The following is a 22,924-nucleotide window of genomic DNA, read 5'->3' on the forward strand; positions in this document are numbered from 1 at the left end:
TCTTAACGGGGGCTGGCGGTGGGGGCGTCGCTAGAGTGGGAGAGGGTTTGGCAGGAGGCGGGAGTTCGCCAAGGATGTTGAGGTGTAGCGGTGGGGGCTTGTGCCGTGAGGATTACAGTCCCATCCGGAGCAATGAGCCATCCTTGAGCTTCCACCAGTTGCTGAGGTGGAGAACTGGGTGATGTAGAAGCACGACGCGGCTGTCCTGTGCGGTTCCCAGTACTCACCCCGACTGGAGTGCCTAAATCTTCTAACAAACCTTCTTCGCCCAGTGCCTCATGGGGGTTGGGGGGTAACCCGCCACGACCTGTAATCGTAAAGCTGCTGCTTTGCTCAGTTCCTTCACCAGGCACGCAACGGCGGTCAATCAGTCCTGTCGCATCGACCAAATCCGTGGGCAACTCCGCTAATCCTCGATTGGGGTCAACGCCTGGAGTGATGATTTGCACGGAACCATTAAGACCAAACTCGGAACTGGCGGTGATATCACTTAAGGGAGTCAGGCGAGGGCGAAATTGCAGTCCAAAGATACCCTGAGTGGTGATGTTGATATTGCCGCCTCGACCTGTAAAAGCATTAGCTGTAATGTCGCTATTTTCTTTAGGGATACCTAGGATGAAGCCAGCGGAAATTGTAATATTTCCGCCATCTCCCCCTGAGAGTGCTGTACCTGCGGTGGTGGAGATTTCACTGCCCCGACGCAGCAGCAATATGTCCTGTACGCCTAGAGTAATGTTGCCCCCTGTATTGCTTGCCGTTTTAGCTGAGATAAAGGCTCGATTATCCAGGGTAGTTGAGTGGGATTGAGCTGTGATATTGCCGCCTTGTCCTGCACCTTGGCTACCGACCGCGATACCTGCACCATCCCGCAGGAGGAGGGTTCTGGCGTCCAGCGAAATACTGCCGCCGTTGCCCGTAGAACCGGGGGTGGTGTTGGCAAATATCCCCGTGCCTTCTCCTGTAAGCTTCACGTCATCCTGAAGGGTCAGGTTGATATTCCCGGCATCTTCGCCGCTAGCTGTAGAGGTGAGAAGTTGTCCGCCGTTGGTGGCTTCAAGAGTATTTCCTGTTACTGTGATACTGCCTGCCTTCCCCTCTCCAGAGGTATTGGCGCTGATGCGAGATTGATCGCGTACAGACAGTGATCGCGTTTGGATATCGATATCACCCCCTTCACCCACAGCACCAGCATTCACCGCCGTGGAAATGGCGCTATTGGTCAGGGAAACAGTGTCAGCGTCGCGCACTGAAATATCACCGGCTTGACCTTTTCCAGAAGTCGCCGCTGATACTTGTGCGCCGTTGTCTAAAGACAGTGATCGCGTCTGGAGGTCAATCTTACCCCCCTGACCCACAGCACCCGCGTTGACAGAGGTAGAGATGGAGCTATTGTTGAGGGCGATCGTGTCAGCCTCCTGGACTGAGATATCTCCTGCCCTTCCAGTTCCAGAAGTCGCTGCCGAGACTTGTGCACCATTTGTCAAAGCGAGGGAGTTAGCTTGTACTTGAATATTGCCGCCAGTACCTTGCCCGAAAGTCGCCGCTGTGACGGCTGCGAGATCGCGAACAATCAACTGGTCTGTGGTAATCTTCAAGTCTCCCCCTCGACCTGTCGCTACTGTTGGGTCTAGCTGAAGATCCGAGTCCCTCACTAAGGGATTGTCTGGAATTCCTTCTACCCCAGACGACGTAGACAAGCTACTGGCACGCCCCCTGCCAGAAGTACCACTCAGTTCTACCCACTCGGATGCTTTCACCGTCAATGTTCCAGCATTCCCGTTGTTAAATGTAGAAGCGCCTACCCGGCCTCCATCGCGGATCACTAATTGTCTGGTATTCACGGTTAAGTCGCCAGCTTGTCCCGTTCCTCCCGTATCGGTGGACAGGGCACTTGGAAAATCATCGACGGATGTTCCCAAAACTTCCACCACATCAGAGGCGTTGACGGTTAAATCCCCGCCACGACCTGGGCCAAGGGTTGAAGCTAACACCAATCCTCCGTCTCGGAGAGTCAATCGACTGGTATTAATGACCAAGTTTCCTGCCTCTTGGGAACCTTTCGCGGCAGTAATCAAGGAGCTGAAGAGATCACCATTGGTTGAGGTACCACTGAGTTCTACAGATTCCAAGGCGTTGACGGTTAAGTTTCCACCGCGACCTTGGCTAGTCGATTCAGTACCAACGGAAGCGATGGCTCCATCCCGGACAATCAATCGCTGTGTGTCAATAGTCAAGTTTCCAGCATTGCCACCAGCGAAGCTTTCGCTAAACAAGCCACTGGAATAACCATCGGATGAAGTACCAATGAGTTGCACGGAGTCTGAAGCCTTTACGAGCAAGTTCCCCGCATTGCCTGCACCACGAGTAGACGCATAGATTCCCGCCCCGTCCCTAACAATCAACTGTCTTGTATCAATCTTTAGATCTCCGGCATTTCCAGTCCCTGCTTGATTGGTAGTGAATAAGCCGCTTTCCGTTCCACTCAGTTCCACCAAGTCGGAAGCAGTAACAGTCAAATTTCCTCCTTGACCCGCACCTGCCGTGACCGCCCCTAGTTTGGCTCCATTCTCAACCGTCAACTGACCCGTGGAAATCGTTAAATTTCCGGCTTGCCCCGAACCGAAGGTGCTGGAACTCAGCAGAGCTTTATCCCGTAGATTGAGGGAGCTAGCCGTAATATTGATGTCGCCCCCCTTCCCTGTTCCGTAAGTCTCACTGGAAATGTAGTGATTGGAGACAGAAATCTTTCCATGACTTGTAAGGGTAATCGCACCGCCAGCCCCAAAAAAGCCCCCAGAGGAGTCAATGTCGCCTGGAGTAATATCTCCCTGAGCAGTCAGGGTAATCTGTCCGCCATCTTTACCGGAGTAATCTGCAAAAGAAGTGATGGAGCCTGCACTGGTGTTAATTGACCCATCGCGACTAATGAGGTTAATTTGTCCACCATTAGCAAAGGTTGAAGATGAGTCAATCTGGCTAGTCGTAATGTTGCCGTTGGCGTTGAGGGTAATTCTTCCCCCATTGCCGAAAGAGCTGGCGTCTAGTTTGCCCGCCTGGGTATTGATCGCAGCGCCGCTGGTGAACTCAATAGTGCCCCCGGTGGTAATAGTTGAACCCGTCACAATGTCGCGCTCAGCAGAAAGCATAACATCGCCAGGAATTCCAGAAATAGTTCCAGAGAGGATAGAACCTCCTGAAGTATCGATTCTCCCTGCCTTGCTGTCGAGCCTAACCTTTCCTGCAACGGCAGAATTAGAGAACGACCAGACCTGACCTGTCGTGATGTCACCAAAAGCAGAAACCTCGATCGCTGCTCCGTTGCCATCGCCCGAACTGGTATTTAAAAAACCAGCTCTCGTGTTTATTCCTCCTAATGTGCTAGTCAAGGAAATTCTATTTCCATTACCTGTAAGAGATGTAGCAGTAATATCTGCTGTAACAATATCGCCATAAGCATTAAAAATAACTGTCCCTGCGCTTCCCGAACCCGTATTGGAGATTAAAGGGCCTCTCGAAGTATTAATGCTGCCTAGACTACTAGAGAGGAAAATACTACCTCCATTCGCGGTTGCGTTTGTTCCAGCACCCGTTCCAAACGAACCCATCCCAGCAGTAGTAATATTGCCATAAGCGGTAAATGCGATCGCCCCCCCAGTTCTGTTGGGCGCGGAAGAATAGGAGAGTATATTCACAGGACTTGGCGTCGATCCTGTGGTGAAAAATGCTGCCCCCTGCGACGTATCAATCATTCCTGCTGTACTGTTAAGGGAAATACTTCCTCCGTTACCAACCGAAGAAGAGGAGTTAATATTTCCTGTCATAATGTTGCCTACAGCAGACAAAATGATCGAACCACCGTCACTGGTAACAGATGAGGTGTTAAGGTTTCCGACCTGAATACTTCCGCCAGGGAGGGACGACGAGCCAGAGATTGTAAAGTTGGTTCCCCCTACACCGAGTTGAGGAACATTGGGTGAAGTCACTGATGCTAAGCCAGCCCGTAGAATCAGAGCACGAGTGGTGGTTAATGTTGTGAAATCTGGGTCGGTAGTGGGAATATTACCACTAGTGTCTGGACTGTTAATAGTGATGTCTCCCCCACGGATATTACCCATGGCTTCTACCTTGAGTGCGGCACCTGTGTAATTGCCAAAAGTGACATCTTGGTTTGACCTGATAATAGGGTCATAGAGACTGATAAAATTTCCGGTACTGCCTGATAAATTGAGAATTTGGAAACTCCCAGTACTGGAAAAATGGGCATCTCCTGAGATATTCCCATCACTGACTAAGGTAAGGTTTCCGCCACTCTGGAATGGTGTTTGAAGATGATTCAATGCCAGAATATCAATACTTTTATTGCCTTGTATGTAGAGGTTGCCCCCTGCCATTGCTACAAAAGGATTGGCTACACTATCGCGCACCCGCACAGTATCCTGCGCCAGTAGCCTTAAGTCCCCTGTTGTCCGTAGCTGACTCTCCTCTAAGATGAGATTGTCATTAGCAAAGAGTATTGCCGTCTGCGCTGTCACATCCCTGACCTGGGTATCCCCGGCTACAGCTTCTACAGTCAATTGCCCTGTGGGTGCTGCCAGTTGTCCCGTACTGGTAACCGAACCTCCCAATAAAGCTAAATTCTGCCCAACCAACAGATTTCCCCTATTAGTAATGGTTCCCGGTTGATTCGAGCCATACTGCAAACCCAAAGGAACGTTAATCGTTAGTAATGGGGGTGCTTCTGGGTTCTTGGCACTGAAGCTAAATCCATTGTCAAACACTACACCGTTCGCCGTACTCGCCACAAACGAACCTGCAATATCTAGCTTTGCATTTTGTCCAAAGATAATGCCATTGGGATTGAGCAAAAATAGAGAAGCTCCCCCATCCACCCCCAAAGTTCCGAGAATGTTCGAGAGAGTATTGCCCGTTACGCGCGTCAGAATGTTTTCAATCCCGGATGGATTGGAAAAATAAACTCGCAATCCCTCCCCAACATTGAAGTCTGAAAAGCTATGGAATAGGTTAACTCCCCGCACTGCCCCACCCTCAATCCGGTCAACCGGAACCCCCTGGACATTAGCGTTAGGTAAAATTACTGAACTTTCAGTACCTAGCGTGGTATCAGGAGTTATCTGAGCTGAGGTGCGATTACTGAACCCTGTCATGGATTCACCCATCGTTAACCCTACCGCTAAACTCAACCACCAGCCCCGACCTTTCCAGCTTTTAGCCATCACCACTTTCCCCTCTCGCCCCATGTCACTAGAGTGTCAAATCCGTCACTCCCACGCCTGAGTTCACGCTAGCATCCGTAAATTTCTAGGTGACTTCCCAGAAATAAATTGTCACAGGAGTCTGGATGACTGAAACGCAGCTAGAGTTTTAGATTTGATTAATTTAGAAATACCTCAAATTAACAATTTTATTCCTAATATTCCGCACTATGAAAACTTCTCCCAACTGTTAATAAAATGTGCCAAATTTCATTCAAACGAATGACTCCCTTTTTCTCTTCCCTCAGCGCCCTCTGTGCCTCTGTGGTTCTTTAAAATCTGCGTTATGGAGCAAATCATTATTAACCGTAAATACTTCTCCACAAAAATAATTGCACAAAAAAACATTCATTTTAATAAGAAAATGGTGAGAACTTATTGTCGTGTTGCACGGGTAAGATGCAGCCAAAAATATAAAACGGTGTCAAGATTGGCTTTCATGAACCGTAACCGACGAAGATTTTTTCCGCTTCAATCCCACGACTCGATAAACGTCAACCATTTGCTGTTTACCTTTGAGAGCTAACAATCCCCAGGACTCCACCTCAAACATCTCTCGCAGATAAACTAAGGTTTCGTAGCCAATCAGGATGCGACAGTTGGTGGGTTGGCGATGTTTTTCACAGCTTTCCAGACGGGAGGCAATATTAACGCTGTCGCCGATGATGCCGTATTCCAAACGGTCTTTACCACCCAAACTCCCGGCAACAACCGGCCCAGAGAAAATCCCAATCCGCATTTGAATAATCGGTAAGCCCTGACGCTGCCAGTTTTGGTTCATCTCTTCAAGGCGATGGTTAATGGCGAGGGCACAAGCGACGGCGGATCTAGCGTCTTCTTCCACCTCTCTAGTATCTAGGCGACAGGTGGGCACTCCAAATACTGCCATCACCCCATCACCCGTAAACTTGTTGATGATACCCTGACGCTGGATGACTTCTTGGGTAATAACAGCCAGAAATTCATTTAACCACTCCAGCAACTCTTCAGGGGTCATGGTTTCTGAGATCGTGCTGAAGTCTTTGATGTCAGCAAACATCAGGGTTGCCGTCAGGCGAATACCCGGTAACTTGCCTGACTTGAGAAGGCGATCGCGTCCTTGCCAAAGCGTTTGTGCAATCTGCGGTGACGTGTTTTGCCCCAACAGCTTCATCACAATCTTTTGCTTTTGCTGAGCTTGATAGGCTCGATAGCTAACCACAGTACCGGCTGTTAGGACAAATCCTAATGCAGGAGCGGCTAACGGCACCCATCCAGCGTTCGTGAATAGATAAAAACAGGTGAATGTGCAAGCCGCCAAACCGAGAGCAGAGCAGATACTCAAGCGTAGAGGATGATAAGTCACCCGCCCCAAGAGTCCCCCCAATACACTCCAACCCACAATCCAGAGTATCTCTGTCCCTTCTGACCAGAACCAAAACAAAGGCCGAGCTCCCGTCGCTGCATCAATCAGTTGACTAACCATTTGGCTATGTACTAAAGCCCCAGGCATATTGTGATTTTCTTGGAGGGCGGGGCTATAAGGAGTGGGGAACCTATCTTTGAGGCTGGGAGCTGTTGAGCCAATGATTACAATTTTGCCTTTCACCCAACTCGGATCGAGCGACCCAGACAAAACTTCGTTCAAAGAGACTTGCTGGACTATATTGTTCGCTGAACGGTAGTTCAGTAAGATTTGATAGCCATCGGCTTCAATGGTTTGGTATCCACCCGAATTTTTTTCTAATCGCCCAAATACGGCCTTTCCCAACTGAGGCAAACCCGGATGGCTTGAGCTATCTTGCAGCGAAATTCCTTGCTGTTCGAGATAGGCCAGAGCCAGACGTAGGGAAAAAGAAAATAGGGCACCATTTTCGTTTTCTGCAAATAATATATTGCGGCGAACAACTTTATCGGGGTCAATCGGCAAGTCATTAAACCCAACTTGCTCCGGTGGAACTTCGGGTGGTGCTGTTGTGCCCGTGACGTTGTCAATGTTTTGAATCGCTATTACATTGGGTTGCTTGAGTTGGGCAACCAGTTCATCGTGACCCGGTTCGATGGGAATATCGCGATACAAATCTAGACCAATGACAGTTGGTTGCATCGCTTGCAGTTTCTGCAACAATTGTGCAACCACTTGGTCGGAAAACGGCCACTTTTTCTGATCTCGGATATCTTTCTCTGTAATTGTGATTAGGAGAATGCGGGGGTCGGGTACTGCTTGTTTTGACCGCAGACGTACAAAATGGTCAAAGGCAATGAGTTCTAGGGGCTGTAATCCACCCAAATGCCTTACTCCCAGTAAGGCGGCTATGATGACCATCATGGAGAAGGACGCTACCATGCCCCGACGCATTAGGGTTACAGCGCCCATACTGACCCAATCGGGTTTGGAGATACCAACCGTTCGAGCAATGCGGAAGATCATAGATGAGATGATAGATGTCCTAAATTCCCAGCAGCCCATTCATAGCCCTGACCTAATGCCACTGCAACCCGCCATCAACAGCGCCATCAGCAGCGACGGAGTATGAATGCCCTTGAGAATAGAGGTTTTTCTGCTCAAGCTTGATGTACCCGTTAACCTCCAGATCAATCTGGCATTTTTTCAGTGGGATAAAACTCCCAGACTCCGTCAGGTTTAGAGCATGAGGGTTTAATAAAAGGCGTTGATCGTGATCGATGTGTGATTGGCTACAGTCCAAGAACAAGCTAAACGGCAAAATCGTCAAATCTAGACCACATTATTACATTTTTAGGATAGGGGGTGTTACCCCATTGAGTGAAGAGTGGCAACCTAATCAGGATTGACTTTTATTAACTTTCGCAACAGCCCTCACCTTTAGTGTACCCAGACAAAAATAACTGACCCATCCCCCCTCCTCACTCTCCCACTCCTCTACTGAATGAGGCGTCCCCAAATGCCTGGTGAGAGAGTCATCAAGCTTGCTGAAGATTCTGGCAAAAGGCTGAATGTTACAAAAATCTGACTTTATAGTGATCGCAATGGCTGGGAGAGTATATATAAGATAGAAAAGGAGACAATTCTTAAAAAATATTCATGATTGCTTCCCAGTCCGGCTTGGACACCTTAAAGGAATCTTTGAAAGAAAAAGTATTCTTTGGCAACGAACCCACATCTGAGTTGATTGCCATCTTAATCGTCTATTTTGTCCAGGGTATCCTGGGCTTAGCGCGTCTGGCGGTTAGCTTTTTCCTCAAAGACCAACTGGCATTAAGTCCCGCTCAGGTGGCAGCACTGATGGGTATTGCCGCTTTACCCTGGGTGATTAAGCCGTTGTTTGGCTTTCTCTCAGACGGATTACCCCTGTTTGGCTACCGCAGACGCCCCTACCTGATTTTATCGGGATTGATGGGCACAGCGGCTTGGCTCAGTCTCGCTACTTTAGTGAATACGGCTTGGGCGGCGACGGGTGCCATTCTCCTGAGTTCTCTATCGGTCGCCATTAGTGATGTGATTGTAGACTCACTGGTTGTCGAACGGGCGCGGAAAGAATCTCTCAGTGACTCCGGTTCCCTCCAATCTCTCACTTGGGGCGCATCAGCCGTAGGTGGATTGATAACGGCTTACCTGAGTGGATGGCTGTTGCAGCATTTCAGCAATCAAACCGTCTTCGCGATTACCGCCACTTTTCCCTTACTGGTTTCAGCCGTAGCCTGGTTCATTGCGGAAGAATCCGTCAGTTCTCGTCCTGACCCCTCTAAAGTTTGGAACCAAATCAAGCAACTACGGGGTGCGGTGACGCAAAAAGCTATTTGGTTGCCTACAGCTTTCATCTTCATCTGGCAAGCCACACCCAGCGCGGATTCCGCATTTTTCTATTTCACGACCAATGAGTTAGGGTTTCAACCCGAATTTTTAGGGCGTGTGCGCTTGGTTACGAGTGTTGCCTCCCTGATTGGCATCTGGTTATTCCAACGCTTTCTCAAGAACCTCCCCTTCCGCAGCCTCATGGGGTGGACGACGGTAATCTCGTCTGTTTTAGGGATGAGTGCCCTACTTTTGGTTACCCATACCAATCGTACTCTAGGTATTGACGATCACTGGTTCAGCTTGGGAGACAGCCTCATCCTCACGGTGATGGGACAGATTGCCTTTATGCCCATTTTGGTACTGTCGGCACGACTTTGCCCAGAGGGTGTGGAAGCGACTTTATTTGCGCTTTTAATGTCGGTATTTAACTTGGCAGGACTTTTGTCCCATGAACTAGGAGCATTACTCACCCATTGGTTGGGAGTTACCGAGAGTAACTTTGACAAGCTTTGGCTATTAATTGTGATTACAAATGTCTCCAGTTTATTGCCCCTGCCCTTTTTAGGTTGGCTACCGGCTGCTGACCCACAAGCTGAAATTAAAGCCGCCGAAATTCATAAGTCATTGCCACGAGCAGAGCTGTTTGAACATCATTCTCCGGGTTCTATGTCGGAACAACCCTTCCTACCGGATCTGCTACCCGAATTCATCCGTAATCCCTTAGAGAAACGGCTGAGTAAGAGCATGGCTTCTCAGCCCGTTGAAGACCCTGCTGAATAGTTTGTTGAGCTTTGGATAAAAATTTCTGTACACCGTAGAGATGTATAGCCAGTCTAAATTATTCGTGAAAACTACAAAGGAGAGTAATAGGTAATAGGTAATGGGTAATTATAACGTTTTACCCATTACCGATAACCCATTACCCAGATCGATAAATAAGTTTCACAATTCATTTAGACTAACTATAGATGGCTACATCTCTACATCCCAAATCAAGATTTTTTAAGTTTTTTACATAAGAAATATGCAAACTGTACCGACTCAAGAACATTTTTCAGTTCCCGTTTCTGCTCTGCCCTATGAGCGGAATGATTGGAAAAACGGTTATCAATCCCAGCCCAATGAATATGACTATTGGATTGATGACATCGAAGGCGAGATTTCGGCAGCGCTGCAAGGGACTTTGTTTCGCAATGGCCCTGGCTTGCTTGATATCAATGGGCAACGGCTGCATCATCCCTTTGATGGAGATGGAATGATTAGTGCGATCGCATTTAATAATGGTCGTGCTCACTTCCGCAATCGTTTTGTTCGGACTGAGGGTTTTATTGCAGAACAAGAGGCAGGAAAAATCCTCTATCGCGGTGTTTTTGGTACTCAAAAGCCTGGGGGTTGGTTGGCTAATGCCTTTGATTTTAAACTCAAAAATATTGCCAATACCAATGTTATTTACTGGGGCGGAAAGCTGCTAGCACTATGGGAAGCGGCTGAACCTTACGGCTTAGACCCGAAGACGCTCAATACGATAGGGATAGACTACCTGGATGGTCTTTTGAAAGAAGGTGAATCGTTTGCGGCTCACCCTCGGATTGACCCCAGTTGTAACTACAATGCGGGTGAACCGGTTCTAGTTAATTTCGCCATCAAAGCCGGTCTTTCTAGCACCATTATCATTTACGAGTTCGACCAATCCGGTAAACTTTTGCGGCGTCAATCGAGAAGTATTCCCGGCTTTGCTTTCATTCATGACTTTGTAATTACACCCAACTACTGCATCTTCTTTCAAAATGCGGTTAGCTTCAATCCGATTCCCTTCGCCGTCGGATTGCGGGGTGCGGGTGAGTGCGTGAAGTTTGAGCCAGATAAGCCTACCCGAATTGTGGTGATTCCTCGTGATGGCAAAGCACCGATGCAACTTTTGGAAACGAAAGCGGGTTTTGTCTTCCACCACGCTAATGCGTTTGAGCAAGATGGCAAGATTTACATTGACTCGATTTGCTATGACAAATTGCCTGAGGTTGAACCCGAAAGTGATTTTCGGAACGTGGATTTTGAGGCACTGACACCGGGGCAATTCTGGCGGTTTACACTCAACTTAAATGAGCAAACCGTGGAACGTCAGCAATTGGAAGAACGCTGCTGTGAGTTTCCCTCCCTGCATCCCAAGAATGTAGGACGCCCCTATCGCTATCTGTTCACTGGTGCTGCTCATAATCCGACAGGAAATGCACCCCTACAGGCGATTCTCAAACTGGATGTAACCACAGGGGAACAACAGCTTTGGAGTGCGGCACCGAAAGGATATGTGAGTGAGCCAATTTTTGTGCCTCGTCCTGATAGTAATCAGGAAGATGAGGGTTGGGTGCTTACGGTAGTTTATGACTCGACGCGCCATCGGTCTGATGTTGTAATTTTAGACGGTCGCGATCTAAATCGGGGGCCAGTGGCGCGATTGCACTTGAAGCATCACATTCCTTACGGGCTGCACGGTAGCTGGACACCAAACGTGTTTTAGGCCGACTATTGACTCTGAACAGCAGGCTCATCGCACTCTGCTTCAGGAAACCACTCCCCCTGTGGAGTGCCTGTCAGCGCCGAAGCGGTGAGGACAACCTCTCCTTTGTGATTGAGCATCCAGCCCTGAGCTTCTACCAGTGGCTTGGGGGTGGAACTCTTAGGCGTTATGGGAACTGGAGCCGTTTTAGTTTCAACGTCAGAGTCCAGCGTCACCCAATTGGTGATGATTGACTCACTCTGTAGAGGGTCGTTAGGACTGAGTGGTAAGCCACCTCGTCCTGTAATTGTAAAGCTATTGCGTTCTTGGGTTGACCTAACAGGAGTACATCGGCGGTCAATTTGATCTGAGGCATCAACCACGCTGGTAGGCAACTGCGCTAATCCTCGACTGGGGTCAACATCGGTGAGCAAATCCAGTTGAAATTCGCCATCTAAGCCAAACTCAGAACTAGCGGTGATGTCGCTTAACGGCGTTAGGCGTGGGCGAAACTGGAGTCCGTAAATACCTTGAGTGGTGATGTTGATATTACCGCCTTGCCCCTTAAAGGCATTGGCTGTGATGTCGCTATTTTCTTTAGGGACGCCAACGATGAATTGAGCATCAATGGTGATGTTGCCTCCATCTCCGCCTTGCTGTGCGGTGCCTGCGGTAGTGGAGATTTTGCTGGTATTACGCAACAGTAGTAAGTCTCGGAGTTGGAGGGTAATATTGCCGCCGTTACCCAATAAGGTTTCAGCCGTCAGTCTTCCTTGATTGTCCATCAAGAGGCTGTGAGCTTGTACCGTAAGGTTTCCAGCTTCTCCTGTCCCCTCACTGCTCACCCTGACTTCCCCATCTCGGACAATCAATTCCTCCGTTGTAATCATCAAGTTGCCAGCATCTCCAGAACCTCGTGTTTCTGTAGTCAAACCACTAGCCAAGGCATCAGTTCCACTGACTTCTACAGACTTAGAGGCAGTTACAGTTAAACTTCCTCCCCGTCCCTCACCACGAGTCTCAGTTGATACTCCTGCTCCATCTCGAACAGCCAATCTTCCTGTATTAATTGTCAACTCTCCAGCTGCTCCTGTACCAAAAGTACTAGTAAACAAACCACTGGTAAACTGAAAATTAGAGGTTGTTCCAATCAGTTCTACCGAGTCAGAGGCAACTACAGTTAATTGCCCTCCTTGTCCCTCGCCATGAGTCTCAGTTGATACTGCTGCTCCATCTCGAACCGTCAACTTCTGGGTATCAATGGTCAAATCTCCAGAGGATCCGGTACCAAAAGTACCCGAAAACAAGCCACTAACCGTTTGTTGACCTGGTGCTGCTCCAGTCAGTTCTACAGAATCAGAGGCCATTACCGTTAAATTTCCTGCCTTACCTTCGCCCAAAGTACGAGTGGCTACCACGGCCCCTGCCTGGACAGTTAACCTCTCCGTATTAATAGTCAAGTCTCCCGCCGCCCCGGTACCAAAAGTATCGCTAAACAAGCCACTGCTAAATTGACCACTACTATTTACTAATATTCCCGATAGTTCTACGAAATCAGAGGCGGTTACGGTCAATGTTCCCCCCTGTCCCTGGCTACCCGGTCTAGTAGCAGTAGATATTGCCGCTCCATCTCGAACAATCAGCCGCCTGGTTTCAATTTTCAAGTCGCCAGCCTTTCCGGTACCCAGCGTGTCAGTAAACAAGCCGGTGCTGGGACCATCTGCTGATACTCCAATCAGTTCTATCGATTCCGAGGCCGTCACGCTTAAAGTTCCTCCCTGACCGACATTCAAAGTAGAGGTCGATATCTGTGAGCCATCGCGAAGAATAAATTGTCCCGTGGTAATCTTCAAGTCGCCAGCCTTTCCGGTTCCCAAAGAGCCAGTAAATAAGCTGCTAGTACCAGTCAGTTCCACAGACTCTGTGGCAGTCACAGCCATCGTTCCTCCTGGTATCGAGCCGAAGGTAATTGCTCCTATGACTGAACCATCACTGAGCGTCACGCGCCTACCCTGTACTTGGACAGTACCACCACCGCCGCCACTAGCATTGACTGTAGCCCTATTGGTGAGCGATACATCCGCTCGCACAACAGCATCAGGAAAACTCAAGCTCAGTTTATTGCCATCCACATTCAGCCCTACGGTTCCCGCTTCTGCTACTCCTCCTAACTCGATTTGACCTCCTGGAGAGTTCAATCTCCCTCCTTCCAAATTCACATTGCCGCCTATCAATACTAAACTGCGACCATTGGCAACCTGAAGGCCATTGGTAGGATCGCCCAACACTGTGCGATCGGCAATGGAACGATTAACAACAGCCTGATTAGAAGAAGCATTAAAAAAGAAAGCAGAAGGGTTGACTGAGAGTAAATTGCTCGATGTTGGTTCCGAAGCACTGAATAGTCCTGTATCTCCAAGCCGAGCAGCATTTGCTGTGGTAGCCACAAACGAACCCCCAACATCTAGGCTGGCATTTTGCCCAAAAATAATCCCATTAGGATTAATCAAGAACAAATTGGGACTAGAGGCACCAAACGTTCCAAGCGTTCCCAAAATCTGGGAGGGATTACTACCTGTAACGCGAGCCAGAATGTTCTGAATATTAGCTGGACTAAAGAAATATGCGCCGCGCTCGGCAGCAACATTAAATTCGAGAAAACTGTGAAATAGATTCGTACCCCGAATGGCTCCTCCGTCGATGCGGTCAATAGGCAAGCCCTGTGCATCAAGGGGTGTGGATACGGAACTTTCAGCGCCTAAAGTGGTATCGGGGGCAATCTGAGCAAGGGCATAATTTCCGGAGAAGACGCTAACGAAGCATCCACTAAGGGTTATTGCCCCACCTAATCTTAAATAACAAGTAAGCTTGAACAGTTGTCTTGTCATGCATTTATTTGCCCAAATGTCAATTTTTTGGAGAAACATAAAGCTGAGAAGAGAGATTTGAAGTGCGGCTGAACTTAACAAGTTATATAAGCGATAAGTCGATTTTTTTTGTGATCCTCTACTCTTTTGACGAAAATTTACAAATTTTTAGCAGAATACGCTGAGACGATAAGGGAAACCATTGGTCTGTCTTAACATTGAATCACTGGTTAGTTCTGGGGAAAAAGCAATGAAGTTCAGCATTGTCATCACAACTTATAATCGCCTCAATTTGTTAAAACGAGCTATTGACAGCGCTTTAGCTCAAACTCTACCTTGTGAAGTTGTTATCGTTGACGATTGTTCGTCAGATAGCACCCAAGCCTATGTCCAAGAACGATGTGAAGCGCTTGCCAGTATGGGTGAGAAGCGTCTGATTTATCACCGCAATTTAGAAAATATCGGTCACTCCAAGTCGGTAAATGCGGGTGTTGATCTAGCAACGGGAGATTGGATTAAGTTACTAGATGATGATGACTATTTAGCACCTAACTGTATTGAGGAAATGACAAATGCGATCGCACTTCATTCTCAAGCTGTAATTTGTTCGTGTCAAGCCATCCAGGTTGATGATCAAGAAATTGAAATTAGCAGAACCCGGAAAACAGGGCCAGGAAAAGTATTTTATATTCCCCAAGAAGACATTCATTATGGAATGCTCATGGAACAGGTTCCTTTCGGTACTCCTGTGCAAGTCGCTTTCTCCCGTGATGCCTTTCTCAAAACAGGCGGTTGGGACTCGACGTTAGATACTAACTTTGATGATATTGATTCTTGGATTAAAATTTCTCAATTTGGAGATGCCATTTTTATTAATGAATGTTTGGGTTGTCGGACTGTTTGGCAAGGAGCATTGAATCAAAAATTTTCTTTGCAAAATCGTCTTGATACTAATATCTTGATTAAAAAGAGAATTTATTCACAGGTTAATCCAAAATATTGTTCTGAGCTTCCACAGTTTCAAGATATTCGAGATTACCTAAAATTACATTGGAGTTTGGTCGGCCTCAAGCAAGGAAAGCTATTTAACGCGGTTCAAATCTCTTTTCCTGCCCTTTTTTCTCCAGGTGCTTGGCACCTATTAAGAGAAGCTAGACGCTCACGCCCTAGTATAAATTCGTCAGACTTCATTCCAAAAATTAGTATTAGTAAGTGATTAAGAATTAATGAGAAATTAAGAATAATCCTAATTAAGGTTATTTGTAAATTTGAATACAGTTGTTAGCTGGGCATTTTTTGTAAAAAAATCATCAGTTAGCATCAAAACTCATCTTGTTAACGTAACCCCAAACCCAACACTATTGAAGGTTTGTGGAAAATCTAAGCAGGAGAAGCCAAGCCGGAACAGTCCAATTTGGGACGTTGCAGCTAGATCAATCCGGAAATTCATCCGCATGGCTGAGTTCAATTACTGGTTAAATGGTTAAACTAGTAATGTGTTAAGAATAGTTGCAATTACTGGCATAATGCAAAATTTGTGCAGCCATGCTTGTAATAACCTTCGCATGAGGAATAACATCGGTGACATCTCGCCTAAGAAATACCCAGAGAATAGAAGAATCCTTAATTGCAGCTTTTTTCCGCCAATCAGTCGGGTACTGGCGCTCTGAACGCCGCTACTACACGCTGCCCGATGGGGATACCAAGGAAATAGTCAGCCTGATTACTGTTCGGTTTCTGGAGCAAGGCTGTGATGAACTGCTTGAGCTACAGCGGCAGCACGAGCTACCCGATGGAATTTCACTTACCTGCGGTAGTCATGTGAGCTGGAAAAGTAGCGATTCAGTCACGGGGCGTAAGCAGTCTGAAGATTCGACAGTATTTGGGGTGTTAGGAGATATCCTGTATCGCGATCGCGGTTTTGCCACATCTAAACCCATCACAGCGCAGTATTACTTCTCCAATCCCCAAACCTTGTGCTTGCGAACCGAATACCAAGGCTCTGTGTTTGAGGAAGAACTTAAACTAATTGGCGAAAACTATCGCACACGGCAAACCATCATCTCTCGTGCTGGCGAACAGAAGATGATTGGTCAGTATTTGGAAAAGCGCATCAAGGCTGAATAAGCAAAAACAAACCCCGGTATCTCTACCGGGGCTTTTGTGGAAATGACACGCTTAAATCTTATTTATGCGATTGGGAGCTGGACGTGGACGCTGCTAACTCCTCTAAGCGTTCCTGCTGATCTTGGCTAATGCAAGATTGAATGAGTGTTTCCAAGTCGCCCTCAAGAACTGGGTTGAGTGAGTAGTTTTGACCCAGACGGTGATCGGTGACGCGATTGTCTTTGTAATTGTAAGTCCGGATTTTCTCAGAGCGAGAACCGGTACCCACTTGCAACAGTCGCATCGATCTCACCGCTTGTTGTTGCTCTTGGAGCTTAATCTCGTAAAGCTTGGCGCGGAGAATCTGCATCGCCCGCTCTCGGTTTTGTAGTTGAGAGCGCTCTTCCGTACAGAACACTCGAATCCCTGTGGGCTTGTGGATCAGGTCAACGGCTGTTTCCACTTTGTTGACGTTCTGTCCGCCAGCACCGCCGGAACGAGCCGTTTTCATTTCTATATCTTTCGGGTCAATCTGGACTTCCACTTCATCCACTTCCGGCATCACTGCCACCGTTGCTGTAGAAGTATGAACGCGGCCCCCGGCTTCCGTCACAGGCACTCGTTGCACCCGATGGACGCCTGCTTCAAACTTCAGCTTACTGTAAACTTGGTCGCCCTGAATTTCCAGAATCGCCTCTTTAAAGCCGCCCATATCCGCCAAGGACTCTGAGAGCAACTTGACTCGCCACTTTTGAGTTTCGGCGTAACGCGAGTACATCCGCACCAAGTCACCTGCCCAAATGCTCGCCTCATCGCCGCCTGTTCCGGCTCGTATTTCCAACATGATGTTTTTATCATCATTGGGGTCACGGGGCAATAGTAAAAGTTTCAGACGGACTTCCAACTCGTTGAGCTTGGTTTCGAGTTCCTCAACTTCCAAGGCGGCCATCTGGTGTAATTCTGGGTCGCTACTGGATTCTTTGAGGACACTGCGTGCTCCAGCTAGGTCTTGCTGAGTGGTCTTCCATGTATCGTAGGTATCGACCACTTCCTCTAGGGAGGCACGGGCTTTCGTGACCCGTTGCATCTCCGTCGGGTCAGTCGCGATATCTGGATCAGCCAGACGTCGTGTTAACTCATGAAAGGTTTGCTCTACAGATTGTAGTTTCTCCAGCAGGTAGGTTTCGGCCATGACTTGTGCGATCGCTCCATCAAAATAGCGGATTGGCTTACAAATAAAAAAAATCGACCCAGCTCTCAAGAGTGACTGGGTGATGACAGCAAGCCAAGGAAGCTATTTCTCTTTAGAACCCGATTGGTTCGCTGGAGCCGTATCATCGAGCATCCCGTATTTCCGCATAAAGCGCTCGACTCGTCCTTCGGTGTCAATCATTTTCTGTGTACCCGTGTAGAACGGATGATTGCCCGACCACACATCAACATGGAGTTCTGGCTTGGTTGAGCCAATGGTCATTACAACTTCCCCGTTGCAATAAACCTTAGCTTCTGGATACCACTTCGGATGAATATCAGCTTTTGGCATGGTTTTTCTTTGACCTTAAACTTTTGTCAACTCTAGATTAATTTTAGCTTTTTGCTGTTGAGCCAAGGATTCCCATACTGAGGACTGGGGGTTAGGGAACTATAGGAGAATACCCATTCCCCATCCCTGTTTGGGTTAGCAATGAGATCACCGCTAAGAAACTCAACCTGTTTATCGCTTGGAGTACTGAGGTGCTTTACGAGCTTTGTGTAAGCCGTATTTCTTACGTTCTTTGGCTCGTGGGTCGCGGGTTAAGTAGCCCTCTATTTTTAGGGGTGAACGATTTTCGGGGTCGAGTTCACACAAGGCTCTAGCGACTCCCAGACGAATAGAGTCGGCTTGACCGGTTAAGCCACCCCCGTGAGCATTCACTAAAATGTCGTACTCATTTTCCAGCCCCAAGGTTTCCAGGGGAGCCTTGAGCAGGGTGAGGTAAGCGGCATTGAATTGGAAGTAAAGGTCTCCTGGGCGATTATTCACGGTGAGCTGACCATTACCCGGAACTAGACGCACGCGAGCCACGGAAGATTTCCGGCGACCTGTGCCCCAGTATACGGCGCGATCCGTTGTTTCAGTAGCTTGCATTATTTATCTCCTCCTGGGATGGTCTGAATGGTTAGGGCTTGTGGTTTTTGGGCTTCGTGGGGGTGGCTGTCTCCGGCATACACTTTCAGTTTGGTGAACAGGCTCTTACCGAGCGAGCTCTTGGGCAGCATTCCCTTGACCGCATGTTCAATAATCCGTTCCGGGATACGCGCTTGCAACTTGGCAAAGGTCTCGGTTTTCATCCCACCCGGACGACCAGAATGACGGCGATAAAGCTTCTGAGTACGCTTTTTCCCGGTGACCATGACTTTTTCAGCATTGAGCACGATGACGAAGTCACCGGTATCCATGTGAGGAGTGTAGGTCGGTTTGTTTTTACCGGTGAGAATCATGGCAATCTCACTGGCTAGCCGTCCTAGACGTTGGTTTGTCGCGTCTACGACGTACCAACTTTTTTCGAGGGAGTCTTGAGGGGGGAGGTATGTTTTTTCCATCAGTCTGTATCTAAGTTGAGAGTTGACAGTTGGGTTTTAGCGGTGAAAGTTAGAAGGTTAAACATGAGTTTGCGATCGCGACGCTAGGAGTTCTACTCGTTCCCCGTGCGCGCAGCGCTCTCCGAAGGAATAGGGGGCGATTCCAGGGAAAGTTCTCGTAACCTGTAACCTTTTAAGCTGTAACCTTCAATCGGTCAATTAAGGCAGTATTCAGCTTCGACCGAGGTGGGTAAGAGAAACTTGGGTTGTGTATCAAACCAAATTTCTGGGGGAAAAGGCGAGTTGGGGTAGCCGACACGTAATAAGCACAGCCCCTTGGCTGGGGCTGCGTATTTTACTTTTTCGCGGCGCTGGTTCACCCAAAGTTCTGTGAAATCTTTGGGATGTATCTCCCCCTTTCCTACTCGCACCAACATTCCCACCAAGAGCCGCACCATACCATATAAAAATCCGTTAGCCTGAATTTCTATATGAATAAATGGGCCATTGCGGTAACATTCTGCCGCTTGGACATCGACCCAGGAATGCGATCGCCCTGAGTTGGCACGATGAAAGGCTGCCAGATGATGTCTACCCATCAGGGGGTTTAAAGCCTCCTGAATTAGAGACTCATCAAGGGGTGCATAATAATAATGCCAACTAAAGGGTCGCACAAACAAGTTGGGTCGCTTGTCTACATAGAGGGTATATCGGTAGCGACGCCAGCTAGCACTGAAACGAGCGTGCCAGTCAGAAGGCACCGACGCCGACGCCCGAATTAGGATATCGTCAGGCAGCCGACTATTAATCACATTCGCCCAGCGGTGGGCTGGGATCGCTCCTGTGGCATTAAAGTGTGCGACTTGAGCCGCCGCGTGAACCCCTGTATCGGTACGACCCGCCCCATGTAGGGTCACGGGGTGCTTTAGCACTGAAGCGATCGCTTGTTCAATTTCCTGCTGTACGCTGCGATGGCGAGGTTGCCTCTGCCAGCCAGAAAAATGCGTACCCAGGTATTGAATCACCAGGGCAATTCGCTGAGAGTCCGGTTGTCGGTTAGGGGTTAATAGGCTGTCGGTTGCCTCAGCTTGCTTTGACGGGTCAACTTTCAAACCTTTAACCTGATCTGCATTCTCGGAAGAACTCCGGTACTGCGCTAACCACTGTTCGTTTGAGCCTTCCCCCATCCTTGGGGGAACGGGGAACGCTGACGCGCCTAATGTCGCTATCGCAATGCTATCGCCAACAACCTTCAACCTTCAACCTTTTAACCTTCAACCTTTGATCAGACTAGCTCGATAATGGCCATTTCCGCGTTATCGCCACGACGGGGTACGGTTCTCAGTACGCGGGTATATCCGCCATTGCGATCGCTATAGCGCTCTTTAACTCCCTCAAATAGGGAATGAACCAACTGTTTATCGTAAATATAGCCTAGCGCCTGACGTCGGGACGCCAAGGAACCATTTTTAGCCAGGGTAATCATTTTTTCCACTTCCGCACGCACGGCTTTTGCCCGCACTTTGGTCGTGGTGATTCGTCCGTGACGAATTAGTTCAGTGGCAAGAGCTCTCAGCAGAGCCTTCCGCTGGTCAGCGGGCTTTCCCAGTTGGGGTACACGACAACGGTGACGCATCTTTTTCTCTTCCTATACACTTCCACTACAACTGAATTGCTCCTGTCAACACCTAGCTCGGTTTGGCGGATTTTTCTTGAGGCAATGTGATCCCCAAACGCCGTTGCAAGGCTTCAATCACTTCTTCAGCCGACTTTTGACCAAAGTTTTTGATTTCCAGGAGGTCTTCCTGACTATAATCCAACAAGTCAGCCACAGAGTTAATCTGAGCCCGCTTCAAGCAGTTATACGCCCGCACAGACAGTTGCAATTCTTCAATTGGAATTTGGCTGGTTGGGTCTTCATCATCTGGATATTCATCTTTAATGGATTCCAGATTGATATCTTTTAAAGGATTAAACAGATCAACCAGGAGATTGGCAGCTTGGCTCAATGCTTCTTGAGGGGTTAAGCTACCATTCGTCCAAATTTCCAAAAGCAAGCGGTCTTTTTCCAGAGATCCGTCAATTCGAGCATCCTCAACGCTGTAATTGACTTTACTCACCGGCATAAACACCGCGTCAATCTGGAGGAAGTCTACCGCAGAACCATCTTCGCGCCCTCGTTCTACGGAGCGATATCCTTTCCCTTTTTCGATCCGAAACTCTATCTCCAGCCTTGCCCCTGGGGCTAAAGTCGCAATGTACTGACCCGGATCTACGATTTCCACTTCAGAGGGTAAATCGAACTGAGCCGCTCTCACGGTCGCAGGCCCCGTAATCATGACTCGACCAATCTGAGGCGCAGAGGTATAGCTTTTGAGGACAATTTCCTTCATGTTTAGAAGAATTTCCAGAACGTCCTCTCTGACCCCCTCTATGGTGGCAAACTCGTGGTTCACACCGGCAATTCGGACAGCGGTTACGGCTGCCCCTTCCAAGTTTGATAGCAGAACCCGTCTTAATGCGTTACCAACCGTTGTACCTTGACCGCGTTCGAGAGGCTCCAGGACAAATTTACTATATTGACTCTGATTCTTCAGTGTTTTAGACTCTACACACTCAATCTGAAACTGCGCCACGGAGTAACCTCCCTTATTCATAAGACCCAAAAGAAAGCACTGTTATTGTGCTTTCTCATTTTTTGCTCCTGACAATGGGTCAGGTGCAATATGCCAATTAGCGAAGCACCAGCAGGTTAGTATAACGGCGTGATGCACTGTTCCTAGCTGACACTCCTCAATCTCTCATACAGACCAATAGTTGGTTAAACTCGACGCCGCTTGGGCGGACGGCAGCCGTTATGGGGGATGGGTGTCACATCCCGAATCAATGTAATTTCCAGTCCTGCCCCTTGAATGGCTCGAATCGCGGTTTCGCGACCAGCACCCGGACCACTTACCATCACTTCAATTTGGCGCATTCCCTGGTCTGCGGCTCTACGCGCCGCTGAATCGGCGGCTGTTTGAGCGGCAAATGGTGTTCCTTTTTTGGCTCCTTTAAAGCCACTTGAGCCAGCTGAAGCCCACGACACCACGTCGCCTCTGGTGTCGGCGATGGTGACGATTGTGTTGTTGAAGGTGGACTGGATGTAGGCTACTCCATTGGGTACATTACGTTTTTGCTTCTTTGCACCTGTTTTTTTCGTTGGTCGCGCCATGTCGCTTTATCGATTTAACTGTATGGGTGTAAATGAAATAAAGGGATTACTTCTTAGCCGGTGGCTTCTTCTTCCCAGCAACGGCAACACGCCGACCTCGGCGCGTTCGAGCGTTGGTTCGAGTCCGCTGACCTCGTACTGGTAATCCCATACGATGGCGGCGACCCCGATAGGTGCCAATGTCAACCAAGCGCTTGATGTTCATGGACTCCCAGCGCCTGAGATCCCCTTCCACCTGATAGTTGCTTTCTACAGCCGCTCTGAGAGCCGCTACTTCGGCATCACTTAAATCTTTGACTCTGGTATCAGGATTCACTCCTGTGGATGCCAAAATTTCATGAGACCTCGATAGACCGATTCCATAGATGTAGGTCAGACCAATTTCTACACGCTTGTCGCGAGGAAGGTCTATACCGGCAATCCGTGCCACGCTTTCTTCTCCCTATTCTTTGTTTTGTGCTACAAATGAGTCTTAAGAGCCTATCGGCTATCCCTGACGCTGTTTATGCTTAGGATTTTGACAAATCACCATGACTCGACCGCGACGTCGAATGACGCGGCACTTCTCACACATTTTCCGGACTGATGCTCTTACTTTCATGCCTTTTTTGGGCCACACTGCAAGCTTAACATTATATCACTTTTAAGATA

18 protein-coding genes are annotated in these 22,924 nt (G+C 48.4%); 4 read left to right on the forward strand and 14 right to left on the reverse strand.

The genetic code is table 11. The features are described from left to right. Positions 1 to 2: 2 nt before the first annotated feature. From NDI48_24170 to NDI48_24180, 3 genes are all read right to left on the reverse strand, one after another. Positions 3 to 5,234: a filamentous hemagglutinin N-terminal domain-containing protein gene (locus NDI48_24170; protein ID MEP0834267.1), complete on the reverse strand. Its 5,232-nt coding sequence runs from the start codon at positions 5,232 to 5,234 to the stop codon at positions 3 to 5. A 463-nt stretch (positions 5,235 to 5,697) separates the two neighbouring features. Next, on the reverse strand, positions 5,698 to 7,683 hold the full coding sequence (locus NDI48_24175) for an adenylate/guanylate cyclase domain-containing protein (GenBank protein ID MEP0834268.1): 1,986 nt from the start codon (positions 7,681 to 7,683) through the stop codon (positions 5,698 to 5,700). A 52-nt stretch (positions 7,684 to 7,735) separates the two neighbouring features. Further along, complete coding sequence (locus NDI48_24180) at positions 7,736 to 7,987, reverse strand: hypothetical protein (GenBank protein MEP0834269.1); 252 nt, start codon at positions 7,985 to 7,987, stop codon at positions 7,736 to 7,738. 329 nt (positions 7,988 to 8,316) lie between these two features. Between NDI48_24180 and NDI48_24185 the strand changes: the two genes are divergently transcribed. Both NDI48_24185 and NDI48_24190 read left to right on the forward strand, forming a co-directional pair. Further along, complete coding sequence (locus tag NDI48_24185) at positions 8,317 to 9,810, forward strand: folate/biopterin family MFS transporter (GenBank protein ID MEP0834270.1); 1,494 nt, start codon at positions 8,317 to 8,319, stop codon at positions 9,808 to 9,810. 244 nt (positions 9,811 to 10,054) lie between these two features. After that, positions 10,055 to 11,545 (forward strand): carotenoid oxygenase family protein, encoded by a 1,491-nt coding sequence (locus NDI48_24190; GenBank protein ID MEP0834271.1) that lies wholly within the window; start codon positions 10,055 to 10,057, stop codon positions 11,543 to 11,545. 5 nt (positions 11,546 to 11,550) lie between these two features. On the opposite strand, the gene NDI48_24195 is transcribed toward NDI48_24190, so the two are convergent. After that, positions 11,551 to 14,412, reverse strand: a complete 2,862-nt coding sequence (locus NDI48_24195; GenBank protein ID MEP0834272.1) for an S-layer family protein — start codon at positions 14,410 to 14,412, stop codon at positions 11,551 to 11,553. A gap of 229 nt (positions 14,413 to 14,641) precedes the next feature. Here NDI48_24195 and NDI48_24200 point away from each other — a divergent pair, with 229 nt between their 5' ends. Then, positions 14,642 to 15,607 carry a glycosyltransferase gene (locus tag NDI48_24200; protein MEP0834273.1) on the forward strand — a complete coding sequence of 322 codons (966 nt, stop codon included), beginning with the start codon at positions 14,642 to 14,644 and terminating at the stop codon, positions 15,605 to 15,607. 365 nt (positions 15,608 to 15,972) lie between these two features. After that, positions 15,973 to 16,518 carry a phycobiliprotein lyase gene (locus NDI48_24205; GenBank protein ID MEP0834274.1) on the forward strand — a complete coding sequence of 182 codons (546 nt, stop codon included), beginning with the start codon at positions 15,973 to 15,975 and terminating at the stop codon, positions 16,516 to 16,518. A gap of 58 nt (positions 16,519 to 16,576) precedes the next feature. Here the strand turns inward: NDI48_24205 and prfA are convergent, their stop codons facing one another. From prfA to rpmJ, 10 genes are all read right to left on the reverse strand, one after another. Beyond that, positions 16,577 to 17,689 carry a peptide chain release factor 1 gene (prfA, locus tag NDI48_24210; GenBank protein ID MEP0834275.1) on the reverse strand — a complete coding sequence of 371 codons (1,113 nt, stop codon included), beginning with the start codon at positions 17,687 to 17,689 and terminating at the stop codon, positions 16,577 to 16,579. 102 nt (positions 17,690 to 17,791) lie between these two features. Next, positions 17,792 to 18,040, reverse strand: a complete 249-nt coding sequence (gene rpmE / locus NDI48_24215) for a 50S ribosomal protein L31 (GenBank protein ID MEP0834276.1) — start codon at positions 18,038 to 18,040, stop codon at positions 17,792 to 17,794. A gap of 171 nt (positions 18,041 to 18,211) precedes the next feature. Then, the gene (gene rpsI, locus NDI48_24220; GenBank protein ID MEP0834277.1) at positions 18,212 to 18,625 is read right to left on the reverse strand and encodes a 30S ribosomal protein S9; all 414 of its coding nucleotides are present in this window, start codon (positions 18,623 to 18,625) and stop codon (positions 18,212 to 18,214) included. After that, positions 18,625 to 19,080 (reverse strand): 50S ribosomal protein L13, encoded by a 456-nt coding sequence (gene rplM, locus NDI48_24225; GenBank protein MEP0834278.1) that lies wholly within the window; start codon positions 19,078 to 19,080, stop codon positions 18,625 to 18,627. The genes rpsI and rplM overlap by 1 nt, the downstream gene beginning before the upstream one ends. Positions 19,081 to 19,274: 194 nt before the next feature. Next, entirely contained in the window at positions 19,275 to 20,315 is a 1,041-nt protein-coding gene (truA, locus tag NDI48_24230; protein ID MEP0834279.1) for a tRNA pseudouridine(38-40) synthase TruA, read from the reverse strand. Between the two features lie 29 nt (positions 20,316 to 20,344). Then, positions 20,345 to 20,695 (reverse strand): 50S ribosomal protein L17, encoded by a 351-nt coding sequence (gene rplQ, locus NDI48_24235; GenBank protein MEP0834280.1) that lies wholly within the window; start codon positions 20,693 to 20,695, stop codon positions 20,345 to 20,347. A gap of 52 nt (positions 20,696 to 20,747) precedes the next feature. Beyond that, entirely contained in the window at positions 20,748 to 21,695 is a 948-nt protein-coding gene (locus NDI48_24240; protein ID MEP0834281.1) for a DNA-directed RNA polymerase subunit alpha, read from the reverse strand. 185 nt (positions 21,696 to 21,880) lie between these two features. Beyond that, positions 21,881 to 22,273 carry a 30S ribosomal protein S11 gene (gene rpsK, locus NDI48_24245; protein ID MEP0834282.1) on the reverse strand — a complete coding sequence of 131 codons (393 nt, stop codon included), beginning with the start codon at positions 22,271 to 22,273 and terminating at the stop codon, positions 21,881 to 21,883. Positions 22,274 to 22,319: 46 nt separating this feature from the next. Beyond that, positions 22,320 to 22,703: a 30S ribosomal protein S13 gene (gene rpsM, locus NDI48_24250; protein ID MEP0834283.1), complete on the reverse strand. Its 384-nt coding sequence runs from the start codon at positions 22,701 to 22,703 to the stop codon at positions 22,320 to 22,322. 57 nt (positions 22,704 to 22,760) lie between these two features. Next, on the reverse strand, positions 22,761 to 22,874 hold the full coding sequence (gene rpmJ / locus NDI48_24255) for a 50S ribosomal protein L36 (protein MEP0834284.1): 114 nt from the start codon (positions 22,872 to 22,874) through the stop codon (positions 22,761 to 22,763). Positions 22,875 to 22,924: the final 50 nt, after the last annotated feature.

The organism is Microcoleus sp. AS-A8, from assembly GCA_039962225.1.
GTDB lineage: Bacteria > Cyanobacteriota > Cyanobacteriia > Cyanobacteriales > Coleofasciculaceae > Allocoleopsis.

Excerpts from the sequence above, each read along its gene's own strand:
- NDI48_24200 (MEP0834273.1), top strand. The coding sequence starts at position 14,642 with ATGAAGTTCAGCATTGTCATCACAACTTATAATCGCCTCAATTTGTTA.
- NDI48_24190 (MEP0834271.1), top strand. The coding sequence starts at position 10,055 with ATGCAAACTGTACCGACTCAAGAACATTTTTCAGTTCCCGTTTCTGCT.
- rpsI (MEP0834277.1), bottom strand. The coding sequence starts at position 18,625 with ATGCAAGCTACTGAAACAACGGATCGCGCCGTATACTGGGGCACAGGT.
- rpsK (MEP0834282.1), bottom strand. The coding sequence starts at position 22,273 with ATGGCGCGACCAACGAAAAAAACAGGTGCAAAGAAGCAAAAACGTAAT.
- rpmJ (MEP0834284.1), bottom strand. The coding sequence starts at position 22,874 with ATGAAAGTAAGAGCATCAGTCCGGAAAATGTGTGAGAAGTGCCGCGTC.
- rplQ (MEP0834280.1), bottom strand. The coding sequence starts at position 20,695 with ATGCGTCACCGTTGTCGTGTACCCCAACTGGGAAAGCCCGCTGACCAG.
- NDI48_24175 (MEP0834268.1), bottom strand. The coding sequence starts at position 7,683 with ATGATCTTCCGCATTGCTCGAACGGTTGGTATCTCCAAACCCGATTGG.
- prfA (MEP0834275.1), bottom strand. The coding sequence starts at position 17,689 with ATGGCCGAAACCTACCTGCTGGAGAAACTACAATCTGTAGAGCAAACC.
- NDI48_24185 (MEP0834270.1), top strand. The coding sequence starts at position 8,317 with ATGATTGCTTCCCAGTCCGGCTTGGACACCTTAAAGGAATCTTTGAAA.
- rpmE (MEP0834276.1), bottom strand. The coding sequence starts at position 18,040 with ATGCCAAAAGCTGATATTCATCCGAAGTGGTATCCAGAAGCTAAGGTT.
- NDI48_24170 (MEP0834267.1), bottom strand. The coding sequence starts at position 5,234 with ATGGCTAAAAGCTGGAAAGGTCGGGGCTGGTGGTTGAGTTTAGCGGTA.
- NDI48_24195 (MEP0834272.1), bottom strand. The coding sequence starts at position 14,412 with ATGACAAGACAACTGTTCAAGCTTACTTGTTATTTAAGATTAGGTGGG.
- rplM (MEP0834278.1), bottom strand. The coding sequence starts at position 19,080 with ATGGAAAAAACATACCTCCCCCCTCAAGACTCCCTCGAAAAAAGTTGG.